Genomic DNA, 12,035 nt, shown 5'->3' with positions numbered 1-12,035 from the left:
CTGCACAATTGCAGGTTTTTTGTTTTGCTAAACAAGGATACCGACGTCTTCGGTCCCGAGATGAAAGCAGGGCAAGTTGTCGCGGTTTGGATCGGCTCCGCGAACCGGGACGAATCGCACTTCCGGGCTTTTTGTACATTTTTGTATTTCTCCAGCCGTTGGGTTGAAGCAGGAACCGGGTGTATGCTAGCATAACCATGTCAACCTTTTTTGCGAACGCTTCCAATTCTGGCCCAATTAGAGAGGTGGCAACATGAAATTGATGGAGAGAATTACCGAGATGGAGTTAAAAATGCAAAACACTCCTTTATATTCGTTTGATGAATTCATGGAAATGCCTGAGATGCCGAACAATACGCAATTGTATAACCTTCAGGATTCGGATAGCAATATTCATTTTATAAAGGATAGCTTTTCATTTATTTTATGGCGGGTTACCTCAAATGGGCGCATCAGTTTCATTATCAAAAATTTAGAGCAGCGAACCTATCGCATTGATGTCGATCATATCAAAAATAGACACAGGCATGATTATGTAGAATTGGCCTACGTTTGCAAGGGCCAATTGGCTATGGAGATTTCAGGTAATCACTACATTTTCCAACCAGGTGAAGTTTTTATTATCGACCGGAATTGCATCCATTCAGAGGATTTAGCCAATACGGACAGCGCTGTGGTGTATCTTTGCATGTCGGAGACTTTCTTTGATGAAATTTTTTTAAGCGAATTAAAAGAGGAGCCGCTTCAAGAGTTCATCCGGATGTGCTTGAAAAAACAAAAAAGGATACGTCAGTTTTTGCGCTTCACTCCTGCAAACCATGACGAACAAATCTATAACTTGATCAGCCAGGTCATTGAAGAAGCGGAGTCCAAAAGCAAAGGATACGAGTATTTAATCAAAGGGCTAATGATCCGAATTATGGACGTCTTGGCCAATTCCTATCGAATTCAATTATCCAAGCTGGAAAAACAGCGTAAGGATGAGATCTTATTTCAAGAATTAGAGAAGTATTTGAATCAGAAATATAAGGATGTCACCATTGATGAATTGGCATTAAAATACCATTACAATGCGGATTATTTTAACCGGCTGATCAAGAAATACACGCAGCTGTCTTTTTCGCAGTTTCTGCAAACCATCCGTTTGTCAAAAGCGGAAGAACTGCTTGCGACGAGCAAACTTCCGGTCCATCAAATCATCCATGAGGTCGGTTACCAAAACAAAGGATATTTTTATAAAATATTCGTTCAACGCAACGGGATTACGCCTAAGGAGTTCAGGAGCAGGCACAGAATTTAATGAATACGTTAAAAGTCGGTTTAGGTAACCGAAATTTAAAATCAAGCAGTTAGGGGGAATTTTCCCGCCTGACTGCTTTTTATATAATTCATACTAAAATAAGAAAGGCAGGCTGGAAAAATGATTAGAGAATCATTTAACCGAAGCTGGATGGTTAGACCTGTTACCGGTTTTTTTAACATGAATTCGAACGAACAACCCAAGGCGGTTACCTTGCCGCACGATGCGATGATTGCAAAGAAAAGAAGCGTTCAAGCGGTGAGCGAAAGCAAAAAAGGGTATTTCCCGGATGGGGCCTGCGAATACGTAAAGAAATTCCATGTGCCTGACGAGTACAAAGACAAAAGAGTCACCTTTGAATTTGAGGGGGTGTATATGCATGCGATGGTGTACATCAACGGTGACTTTGCAGGACAGCACCCTTACGGTTATACCAATTTTTATATTAAAGCGGACCGGTTTTTAAAATATGGCGCCGAAAATGAAATCAAGGTGGTAGCCAAAAGTCATGACGACTCCCGCTGGTACACGGGCACGGGGATTTACCGCAACACCAAAATAATGGTGGCGAACCCGCTGCATATTGCGGTATATGGCGTTAAAATCACGGCTATCGATATTGAAAGCAAGCACGCCGTTGTCGTAGTAGCCACAGATGTGGAAAACGAAGGAATGAACCCGCAGACGATCAGCATAGTCACTGAAATTGTGGATGCGGATGGCCATACCGTAGCTGCGGATACGGCGCCTTTTACCGCATTTGCCGGCGAAAAAGCGACAACTCGCCAGCGTCTATATATAAGGGAACCGAAACTGTGGAATGTGGAAACCCCTTATCTCTATACCTGTAAAAGTAAGGTAATGGATGGAGAACATGTTCTGGATGAAGAAACAAATCCTTTTGGCATCCGCTCACTCGCCTTGGATGCGGTAGAAGGTTTGCGTATTAACGGGCAGGTAGTTAAGCTGCGCGGCGCGTGCATCCATCATGACAATGGAGTGATCGGCGCCGCTACCATTGATCGTGCCGATGAGCGCCGGATCGAAATTTTAAAACAGGCCGGCTTCAATGCCATTCGAAGCGCGCATCATCCGGCCAGCAAAGCCTTGCTAAATGCATGCGACCGCATGGGCATGCTGGTGATGGATGAAAGTTTCGATATTTGGACTAATCATAAATCCGATTTTGATTACGCCCTTCATTTCCCGACCTGGTGGGAACAAGACATCCAAGCGATGGTAGATAAAGATTATAATCATCCATCCGTTATCCTGTACTCCATAGGAAATGAAATTCCCGAAACAGGAAGTGTAAACGGTACGGCTTGGGGCAGAAAAATAACGGAGAAAATCCGCAGCCTGGACAGCACTCGTTATGTGATGAATTCCATTAATGGAATGGTATCCGTGATGAATCATCTGCAAGAGATGTTTCAAGCAAACACCAGCCCCGGTGATGCCGGAACCGATGTCAATTCGTTTATGGCTAATCTTTCCTCTTTTACGAAGGGGATTATGGAAATGGATATCGTTACACATTCCACTGCGGAATCTTTTGCCGCGGTGGATATCGCAGGTTATAACTATGCCGATAACCGGTATCTAACCGATAAAGAATTGTTTCCTAATCGCGTGATCTGCGGCAGCGAAACCTTCCCTCAGGATATCGCGGGCAATTGGAAGCTGGTGGAAGAAAACGGGCATGTGATTGGCGATTTCACCTGGACGGGATGGGACTATTTGGGGGAGGCCGGGCTCGGCAAGACCGTATACGATGAAACTTCAGCCCAAGGGGCAACGGCATCCTATCCATGGAAAACAGCATACTGCGGCGATATCGATATCACCGGTTACCGCCGTCCGGTCTCCTATTATCGTGAAATCGTCTATGGTCTGCGCAGCCAACCTTATATAGCCGTACAGCGTCCTGAGCATTATGGCAAGAAACCGGGCATGACGCCTTGGAGTTGGAGCGATTCCATAGCAAGTTGGAGTTGGGACGGATATGAAGGCAAGCCTGTGAAGGTGGAAGTCTATTCCGAGGCGGATGAAGTCGAGCTGTTGGTTAATGGTAAAACGGTTGGCAAAGACGCTGCTGGCGAGACTCATGAATTTAAAGCGGAGTTTGATACCGTCTATGCACCCGGCGAGCTTGTAGCCATCGCCTACACCAATGGAAAAGAAACAGGCCGTACCTCGTTGTTATCCGCCGTTGGCAAAGTAAATTTACAGGTAGAAATCGACCGCGCGCAGATTGTATCCGATGACCATGATCTTTCATTTATAACCATATCACTGGTCGGCGATAATGGTGTTTTAAGGCCGCTTGCTGATCGCAAGATATCGGTGCGTGTGGAAGGCGCCGGAATCTTGCAGGGCTTGGGAAGCGCCAATCCAAAGAGCGAGGAAGATTTCTTTGAAACGGAACATACGACTTTCGACGGAAGAGCGCTTGCCGTGATTCGTCCCACAACTAGCGGGATCATCAACGTGACGATTGAAGCTGCAGGATGTACAGCTCAAACCGCTAAAATTGAAGTTCTGTAGTTACCAACCGTGTTCTATGGGAAAACATATTGAAGCCGCATCGACATCGGATGCGGCTTCTGCTCGCTTCGTATTTTCGCCAACGATTTAACCAATTGCGGAACGTTTGACAGTATTTTCGCATTCACGTATTATGAATGATAATCATTCAATAATCAAAAAGGAGGGGGATGAATATTGGCAAACTTCTCTGATGGGAAATACCAGCTTATTTTAAACGCGGCCATGGAGGTCATAACGGAAAAAGGATATGATAAGACGGTTATTTCGGATATCGTAAAAAAAGCGGGCGTTGCCCAAGGAACGTTTTATTTATATTTCTCATCCAAAAAAGCGTTAATCCCCGCGATTGCAGATCATCTTCTGACCATTACTTTTAGTAAAATCAAAGAACAAGCACAGGATAAAGAAAGCTTTTGGGACGTTTTGGAGGTTGTAATAAGCGAAACCTTCGACATCACCGATTCATACAAAGAAATCCTTGTCCTTTGTTATTCCGGTCTTGCGATCGATCATTCCATGGAAAAATGGGAAGCCATCTATTCTCCATATTATGATTGGCTTGAGAACATATTAGTGAAAGCCATGAACAATAATGAGATCGTCAGCGATCTTCATGCCAAATGGACGGCCAAACTTCTCATCAATCTGATTGAAAATGCTGCCGAACGATTTTATATCGGACTTGAACAAGAAGAACCCCTGGACGTATATAAGACGCGGGTATTTCATTTCATTAAGAGATCGTTATGGAGAACCTGAAGCAAAGTACCGGAAAATCTGCATTTATTTTTTTGAAATATTATGACTGACGTTCATTCATTAATCGTGCGGTGAATTTTTTGAATTTTCGGAAAGGAAAATGGTCTATGAATAAGGGTTGGATTTTTGTCCTTTTAACTTCTCTATTCGAATTTCTTTGGGTCTTTGGATTCAATGTTGCCGATACTTGGTGGCACTGGGTTATCATCATGGTCATAATTCTCATCGATATGCAGTTTCTTGCAAAAGCCTGCGAGTCATTGCCGACCGGCACCGTTTACGCCGTTTTTGCAGCCGCAGGTACAGTGGGCACGGCTTTAATGGACATCTTTATTTTTGATGCGGAATTCAGTGTTGCAAAAGGTCTGTTTATGGGGATTCTGGTCATTGGGGTTATTGCCTTAAAACTATTCGACAATAAGCCGGAAACCGGATCGGCAAAAGGAGTTCGTTAATATGGGTTGGCTATTCGTATTGATTGCTGCTTTATTTGAGCTGACTGGAGTCATTGGTTTAAAAAAATTCAGCCAAAGGAAATCCATGTTGAATTTGCTGATGTTTTTTGGCGGATTTGGAGGTTCTTTTGCCTTTCTTTACGCTTCTTTTAATTATCTGCAAGTCAGCATTGCCTATGCGGTCTGGATTGGAATAGGAACTTCGGCCGCCGTTCTGGTAAACATGATCTTTTTTGGTGAATCCAAAAGCATCGGGCGCATGATAAGTCTCTTGATCATTGTCGTTGGTGTTGTTGGTCTCAAAGCGGTTTCATAACGTAAAAAGATGACTCCTGATCCATACAGGAGCCATCTCTTTACAGCCTGGCGTTGTTCCCGCCCCGTTCTATTTACTTAGTGCCCGGTACTTGGATACATACGCTTCCGCCAATTCCGCGATTTGGTCGTAGCGGCCTTGCTTCGCCGGAGCCGTAAGGTTGCTGCCGATCCCGACGGCGATACAGCCCGCCTTAAGCCACTGCTCCATATTTTCCAGATCAACGCCGCCCGTTGGCATAATGCTGACATGCGGCATCGGGCCTTTAACGGCCTTGACGAAATCGGGACCGAAAGCACTGCCCGGGAACAATTTCAGGACGTCAACCCCCAGCTTCAACGCCTCCTTGATTTCGCCCAGCGTCAGAATGCCCGGCATATAAGGAATTCCGTAGAGGTTGCAAAGCTGCGCCGTTTCCTTGTCGAACGACGGACTGACCACAAATTCCGCCCCCGCTAGAATGGCAATTCGCGCCGTAACCGGATCAAGCACGGTACCGGCACCGACGACCGCACGCTTTCCATACTCGGCTACCAGCCGGCGGATGGCTTCTTCCGCGCCCGGCGTCGTGAACGTCACTTCTATATTGGTTAAGCCGCCTTCAATACAGGCTGCCGACATTTTACAGGCATCTTCCGCATTTTCCGCCCGGATTACCGCTACGACGCCGCATTCCTGCAAATTTCCCAACACTTTTAGCTTCTTCATAGAACTCTTCTCCTTTGCCTCTTTACTTTGATCAAGACTAGTCATTACACCTAAATAAATTTACTAAATTATTTTATCAAAATAAGATTAAAACCTAGTAATTTATGCTTCAACTAGATACTAAACACAATTATCGGCTCCGTCAATGTTTTTTTAGAATTCCCGTAAGCAACAATAAAAACGGCTATTTTCTAATCGATTTTGTTGGCATCCTCATGTTAAATGTAAACACCAGCATTGTACAAAACCGGTTTATATGATATTTTGAGGATAATTAGTCTTTAGGGGGAATCTTACATGTCAAAAGCCTTGGCCGCCGTCACTTTCGGCGAACCGATGGTCATGTTCCGCGCCGATGAAGTCGGCGAACTTCACGAAGCCGCTTCTTTCTCCAAAGCACTGGCCGGAGCCGAAAGCAATGTAGCGATCGGTCTCTGCCGGCTCGGTCATCAAACCGGCTATGTCACGAAGCTTGGAGAGGACAGCCTGGGACGATTTATTCTGGATGCCCAGAACAAAGAGGGCATCGATACCTCCAGGGTGAAGTTAACTCATGAGAAACCGACCGGCCTGCTTCTAAAGTCCAGAGTACTAAACGGGGATCCTAAGGTGGAGTATTACCGTAAAGGGTCCGCGGCCTCCACCCTTGGTATCGCCGACTTTGATCCGGATTACTTTGCTTCAGCCGCTCATCTGCACGTCACGGGTATTTCGGCTGCGCTTTCACCATCCATGCTGGAATTCTCGCGCCATGCTATGAACTACATGAAAAGTCAAAACCGGACAATCTCGTTTGATCCCAATCTGCGGCCGGTATTATGGAGCGACCAAGAGACGATGATTCGGACGATCAACGAGTTGGCCTTCCGCTCCGACTGGCTTTTTCCCGGCATCGGCGAAGGGCGCCTGTTAACCGGGTTGGAGGAGCCTGAGGAGATTGCCGACTTCTATCTCAAACAGGGCGTCTCGCTGGTCGTCATCAAAATGGGGCCAGGCGGGGCTTTCTACAAGAGTTTACAGGGTCACGGCTTTGTACCGGGCTTTAAAGTGGAACGGGTTGTCGATACAGTCGGCGCGGGCGACGGATTCGCCGCCGGCGTGATTAGCGGACTATTGGAGAAGCTGGAAGTCCAGTCGGCTGTGTCCAGGGGGAATGCGATCGGCGCGCTGGCGGTTATGTCGCCGGGCGACTCGGACGGCCTGCCAAGCCGTGCCGAATTGGAGGCATTTATGGCATCAGCCGTAACTGTCCGTTAAAATCACGATATTAAAAGGACTTTGACCTCCACACGCTGAGGAAGTCAAAGTCCTTTTAGGTTCTTGCCGGCTTTACCGAATCTCCAATTTTTTCACCGACTCCCCTTGCCGAAGCGCGGGCGGAAAACGGTACGTAATAGGTATCGGTCTGTCCCGATCCTCGATGCCGGAAAGAATGACTTTGGCAGCTTGAACCCCCATCTCATGGGCGGGCTGACAAATCGTTGTGATAACCGGATTGTAGATGCGGGCAAAGTCGGCATCGTCTATGCCAATGACCGACAGTCGCTCGGGAATGGAAATCCCCAGCCGGTTGGAGGCTTTCAATAACTCGGCCAGCACAATATCGTTGCCGGCGATCAGCGACGTCGGCGGCTCCGGAAGCGCCATTAGTTCCGAAAGCCGGGCTCCGATCTCCTGCGCCGGGGCACTCACAAGATATTCTTCCCGCAGCGGCAAACCCGCCTCCTCCATGGCCTTGCGGAATCCGCCAAGCCGCTCCTTGCGCGGAGTAATCCCCTGCTCCCCCAGCGGCAGCGTCATCATACCGATCCGGTTATGCCCGTGATGAACCAACTCTTCTACTCCCATTTTGGCGGCGATTTCGTTATCAAGCAGCAAGCTCTGGGTGCTGACGCCGTCAACTAGCCGGTCAATGAAAACGAACGGCATCTCCAGTTCGCCAAGACGGCTGTAGGCCGAGGATTGATGCCCCGTAGGGAACACAATCAAACCGTCAACCTGTCTGGCAATCAGTGTTTCAATATAGAGCTGCTCCTTCTCCGGATTTTCGTCAGCATTGCAGATCAAAACCTGGATCCCCCGGTTCTGCAGCTCGCTTTCGATGGCGCGGACGCACTGAATGGACAAAGTATAGTCGATATCAGCCACAATGATCCCGACGAGATGAGTGCGATTCTGCTTCAGGCTGCGGGCAAGGCCGTTCGGCCGATAATCCAACTCCTCAATGACTTCGGCGATCCGCTGCCGCGTCGCTTCGCTCATATACTTATACCGCTGGTTCAAGTATTGGGATATTGTGCTTTTGGAAACGCCGGCCCTACGGGCGACATCGTCGATAGTCAGCTTTTTCATCATCAAAGCTCCGCTCTTTCCAAATAAGTTTTGTGCAAAAACAGTTCATATCCTCCATAATAACACAGATTGCGATGCAAATACTCTGGGAAAAGCGGCAATCCAATTCAGGAGCTGGCGCTCATAACCGAGATCAGTGCTTGGCGAAATAAATTATGACGTTGGCACTGTAGTGTTCGAGTATTAGTGTTCGTGTCTTGATGTTCGTGTGTTGGTATCCCTTCCTGCACCTTTACACGATTATCCCTTTCGTTCAGGGGGCAAGAGTTGGGGGCTAAGGTAAGCGTTCAAGAAAAAAGAGCAGAAGAAAAAGAGAAGAAAAAGAGGTAAGGAAAAAAATGAGGCGGTCTCAGGTGAGATTTTCAGCTTGATAAGAGAACGCATGTTTGGCATAATAAGGTAAAGCGAACGCATGTACGTAAATTTTTGATTCGGGGGTGAGCGGACGTGGAAGTCAACCGGGAACTGCTCTGCGGAGACGTGAAGGTGAACAGCGATCAGTATGGGCGTGATCCATCCCGGTGTCATAAATTATATAATAATCTCAAATATATCTGCTTCTCCTAAACATATCTTCTTCTCCTGAATTTGTCTGTTTCTCTGCTACCTGATCAAACGGGATAATCGTGCAAAGCGTCCGGACAGTGGATATTGATCTCCCCCTTCACATTCGTTTGATGAATTAATGGATCACCTTTCTGATTGTAGAAAATTTATAGCAGAGAACATATCGGATTGATGTCGATCATACCCGGAGGTTAAAAGAAATGGCGGAGAAAATCCGCAGCCTGGATAAAAGCCGCATCGACAACAGATGCGGCTCCTTTGCTGCTATTTCAAATATTTCTCCAGCGTTTTACGTACGGCCCCCGGAGCTTCCAGCATCTCATAAAACATGCCCTCAATTTTCTCGCCAAGCCCAATCGAGTACAAGGGAACGCCAAAAATCTGCTCATCCTCAAGAATGGCGCGGACTCCCGAGGTTTTATCGCCTAGTTTCACCCCTGCCAAATGCCCCTGCAGCGTTTCCAAAAGCGGGTCCGGACTTAAAGTGAACGGCTTTCCTTCATCGTCCACGCCCAGTAAGTAACGGCACCAGGCGGCGATCGCCAACGGGATTGCCGTTAAATTTTCCGGGTTAAGGTCTTCCCTTCGCATGTAGGATTTGATCGTTTCACCGAAACGGATGCCTACTTTCTGCGAGGTATCGGTCGCGATCCGCTGCGGTGTATCGGGAATAAACGGATTCGCGAAACGTTCCTGCAGCACCTCGTCCAGAAACCCCTTGGGACTCAGGATGCCGGGGTCGACCACGACCGGAAGCCCCTCGGTGTAGCCTATCGTTTCCGCAAACTTGCGCAGCGCACCGTCCTTCATCTCATCCGCAATCAGCGTAAACCCTAGAAGACAGCCGGAAACGGCGAGTGCGGTGTGGAGCGGATTCAAGCAGGTCGTGACCTTCATCGTTTCCACCTTGTTGACGGTGTCCCTGTCCGTGAATATAATTCCGGCTTCCTCAAGCGGTGGACGGCCGTTTGCAAACTTGTCCTCGATCACCAGATATTCACTGATCTCAGCATTGACAAAAGGCGCGGTATACGTGTTCTTGGAGGTGACGATCACCTCCATATCGCCGATCCCCTGCTCCAGAAGTGCCGCCTGCACCGTTTCCGACGGACGCGGCGTGATTTTATCGATCATGGACAGCGGGAACGTAATTTTGTGTTCATCTTCAAGATAGCCGATGAAGCCGCCTTCAACAAGGCCCTTGTCCGCCCACTCTTTGGCTATCGTCAAGACGGCGTGCTTCAACTTGTCGCCGTTATGCGAGCAATTGTCCATGCTGACGAAAGTCATCGGATACCGGCCTTTCAAATAACGGCGGTACGCCAGCGAAGCGACAAGACTCATGGCATGAATCGGCTGAATGGGGCCATTTGCAATATCCTTCTCCACGATACCGAGGTACCGGCCGTCCGGTCCGGTCAGGGAATATCCTTTTTCCGTAATGGTGAAGCTGGCCATTTGCAGACTCGGCTGCTCAAAGATTTCGATCAGGCGGCTGTAATCCGCTTCCCGGTTTTTGTCCGCGGCAAGGGCTTCGACAATGCTGCCGACCACTTTCTTCTGAAACTCGCCGCGCGCGTTCATCAGCACCAGCAGCGTCAGATTGTCATAAGGCTTGTAGACCTTGTCGATCATCTCAAAATCAAACGATTCCGCAGCGATAATACCGGTATCCGCTTTGCCGCTGTCCAGCAGCTGTTGATGGGCATTCGCCACGAATCCCCGGAAGATGTTGCCTGCGCCAAAGTGAACCCATCGCGGATTAACCCGCGTATTCGCCGCTACCGTCTCCAGTTCGAACTTCGGCAGCTCAACACCCGCCGCTTCCCAGGCGGATCGGCCAACCTTCAGACTTTCCCGGCTAAGACGCAGCATTACTTGGCCTCCCTAGCGTTTTCCAGGCTGTCCCAAACGCCCAGCAAATACATCACGCCCAGCGCCCGGTCATACAGGCCATAGCCCGGACGGCAGTTCTTCTCTTCTCCCCACAGATGCCGCCCGTGATCGGGCCGCACATAACCGATGTATCCGTTTTCGTGATAGGCTTTTACAACTTCCGCGACATCTACGCTGCCATCGCGCCCGCGATGGGACACCTCGATGAAATCTCCGTTATCAAACACTTTCACATTACGGATATGGGCAAAATGAATCCGGTCATGGAACTCGCGGATCATCGCCGGCAGATCGTTTTCCGGATTCGTGCCCAGCGAACCCGTGCAGAAGGTCAGGCCGTTGTACGGGCTGTCCACAGCGTCCAGCATCCGGCGGATCGTGTCCCGGCTGCGGATAATGCGCGGCAGGCCAAAGATCGGCCAAGCCGGATCGTCGGGGTGAATCGCCATTTTGATATCTACTTCTTCACATACCGGAATAATCCGCTCCAAAAAATACTTTAGGTTCTCAAACAGCTTTTCTTCCGTCACATCCGCATAAGCGGCAAACAACTCGTCCAGCTTCGCCAGCCGTTCCGGTTCCCAGCCCGGCATCGTGAATTCTCCGGCGCCTTTCAGAATCCGGTCCACCATCTCCCGCGGATTATCCGTAATGGCAGCCTTTTCATAAAAAAGCGCGTTTGAGCCATCGGGGAGCTCCTTGTACAATTCCGTACGCGTCCAGTCAAAAACCGGCATGAAATTATAGCAGATCACCTTAACGCCAACCTTGGCCAACTTGCGGATGGTGTCGATATAGATGTCGATATATTTGTCGCGTGTCGGTAAGCCGATTTTGATATCATCATGAACGTTAACGCTCTCCACGACGGCGGTGCTGAAGCCTTTGCTTGTGATCTGATCCGCCACTTCCTGAATCCGTTCCATTTCCCATACTTCCCCGGCCACCTTGTCATGCAAAGACCAGACGATTCCCATCACCCCGGGAATTTGCCGAATATGGTCAAGCGTAATATTGTCGTTCCCTTCCCCATACCAGCGCCATGTCATATTCATCTCAACAATCTCCTCCTTCTTGTATACAAGATTGAGTTGATCATAAAATACAAGATCGAGAAGCGTCTGTAAGATTT

10 protein-coding genes are annotated in these 12,035 nt (G+C 48.4%); 6 read left to right on the top strand and 4 right to left on the bottom strand.

What is annotated here, in order from left to right; all coding sequences use genetic code 11:
• The first annotated feature begins 253 nt into the window (after nt 1-253).
• From NYE69_RS14425 to NYE69_RS14405, 5 genes are all read left to right on the top strand, one after another.
• On the top strand, nt 254-1,300 hold the full coding sequence (locus NYE69_RS14425; RefSeq protein WP_328269873.1) for an AraC family transcriptional regulator: 1,047 nt from the start codon (nt 254-256) through the stop codon (nt 1,298-1,300).
• A gap of 180 nt (nt 1,301-1,480) precedes the next feature.
• Nucleotides 1,481-3,847, top strand: coding sequence for a glycoside hydrolase family 2 TIM barrel-domain containing protein (locus tag NYE69_RS14420; RefSeq protein WP_328269872.1), 2,367 nt, complete (start codon nt 1,481-1,483; stop codon nt 3,845-3,847).
• Nucleotides 3,848-4,024: 177 nt separating this feature from the next.
• The gene (locus NYE69_RS14415) at nt 4,025-4,609 is read left to right on the top strand and encodes a TetR family transcriptional regulator (RefSeq protein ID WP_340926697.1); all 585 of its coding nucleotides are present in this window, start codon (nt 4,025-4,027) and stop codon (nt 4,607-4,609) included.
• Between the two features lie 107 nt (nt 4,610-4,716).
• Nucleotides 4,717-5,064 carry a DMT family transporter gene (locus NYE69_RS14410; RefSeq protein ID WP_340926696.1) on the top strand — a complete coding sequence of 116 codons (348 nt, stop codon included), beginning with the start codon at nt 4,717-4,719 and terminating at the stop codon, nt 5,062-5,064.
• A gap of 1 nt (nt 5,065) precedes the next feature.
• A complete protein-coding gene (locus NYE69_RS14405; protein WP_328269869.1) occupies nt 5,066-5,380 on the top strand; it encodes a DMT family transporter in 315 nt (104 codons plus the stop codon).
• Nucleotides 5,381-5,449: 69 nt separating this feature from the next.
• Here NYE69_RS14405 and NYE69_RS14400 read toward each other — a convergent pair whose 3' ends face one another.
• Nucleotides 5,450-6,088: a bifunctional 2-keto-4-hydroxyglutarate aldolase/2-keto-3-deoxy-6-phosphogluconate aldolase gene (locus NYE69_RS14400; protein WP_340926694.1), complete on the bottom strand. Its 639-nt coding sequence runs from the start codon at nt 6,086-6,088 to the stop codon at nt 5,450-5,452.
• A gap of 297 nt (nt 6,089-6,385) precedes the next feature.
• Here NYE69_RS14400 and NYE69_RS14395 point away from each other — a divergent pair, with 297 nt between their 5' ends.
• Nucleotides 6,386-7,345, top strand: coding sequence for a sugar kinase (locus tag NYE69_RS14395; RefSeq protein WP_340926693.1), 960 nt, complete (start codon nt 6,386-6,388; stop codon nt 7,343-7,345).
• A 72-nt stretch (nt 7,346-7,417) separates the two neighbouring features.
• Here the strand turns inward: NYE69_RS14395 and NYE69_RS14390 are convergent, their stop codons facing one another.
• The 3 genes from NYE69_RS14390 to uxuA all read right to left on the bottom strand — a co-directional run bounded on the left by NYE69_RS14390 (nt 7,418) and on the right by uxuA (nt 11,958).
• The gene (locus NYE69_RS14390) at nt 7,418-8,440 is read right to left on the bottom strand and encodes a LacI family DNA-binding transcriptional regulator (protein ID WP_328269866.1); all 1,023 of its coding nucleotides are present in this window, start codon (nt 8,438-8,440) and stop codon (nt 7,418-7,420) included.
• 831 nt (nt 8,441-9,271) lie between these two features.
• The gene (locus NYE69_RS14385) at nt 9,272-10,882 is read right to left on the bottom strand and encodes a mannitol dehydrogenase family protein (RefSeq protein WP_340926691.1); all 1,611 of its coding nucleotides are present in this window, start codon (nt 10,880-10,882) and stop codon (nt 9,272-9,274) included.
• Nucleotides 10,882-11,958: a mannonate dehydratase gene (gene uxuA, locus NYE69_RS14380; protein WP_328269864.1), complete on the bottom strand. Its 1,077-nt coding sequence runs from the start codon at nt 11,956-11,958 to the stop codon at nt 10,882-10,884. The genes NYE69_RS14385 and uxuA overlap by 1 nt, the downstream gene beginning before the upstream one ends.
• Between the last annotated feature and the right edge of the window lie 77 nt (nt 11,959-12,035).

The organism is Paenibacillus sp. FSL R5-0527 (assembly GCF_038008055.1).
Lineage (GTDB): Bacteria > Bacillota > Bacilli > Paenibacillales > Paenibacillaceae > Fontibacillus > Fontibacillus macerans.
Note: the sequence above shows the minus strand (reverse complement) of the source record. Positions and strands in the feature narration are given on the sequence as shown.

What these genes read in the sequence shown, in the direction of transcription:
- NYE69_RS14425 (WP_328269873.1), top strand. Translation starts at nt 254, where the DNA reads ATGAAATTGATGGAGAGAATTACCGAGATGGAGTTAAAAATGCAAAAC.
- NYE69_RS14420 (WP_328269872.1), top strand. Translation starts at nt 1,481, where the DNA reads ATGAATTCGAACGAACAACCCAAGGCGGTTACCTTGCCGCACGATGCG.
- NYE69_RS14410 (WP_340926696.1), top strand. Translation starts at nt 4,717, where the DNA reads ATGAATAAGGGTTGGATTTTTGTCCTTTTAACTTCTCTATTCGAATTT.
- NYE69_RS14405 (WP_328269869.1), top strand. Translation starts at nt 5,066, where the DNA reads ATGGGTTGGCTATTCGTATTGATTGCTGCTTTATTTGAGCTGACTGGA.
- NYE69_RS14400 (WP_340926694.1), bottom strand. Translation starts at nt 6,088, where the DNA reads ATGAAGAAGCTAAAAGTGTTGGGAAATTTGCAGGAATGCGGCGTCGTA.
- NYE69_RS14395 (WP_340926693.1), top strand. Translation starts at nt 6,386, where the DNA reads ATGTCAAAAGCCTTGGCCGCCGTCACTTTCGGCGAACCGATGGTCATG.
- NYE69_RS14390 (WP_328269866.1), bottom strand. Translation starts at nt 8,440, where the DNA reads ATGAAAAAGCTGACTATCGACGATGTCGCCCGTAGGGCCGGCGTTTCC.
- NYE69_RS14385 (WP_340926691.1), bottom strand. Translation starts at nt 10,882, where the DNA reads ATGCTGCGTCTTAGCCGGGAAAGTCTGAAGGTTGGCCGATCCGCCTGG.
- uxuA (WP_328269864.1), bottom strand. Translation starts at nt 11,958, where the DNA reads ATGAATATGACATGGCGCTGGTATGGGGAAGGGAACGACAATATTACG.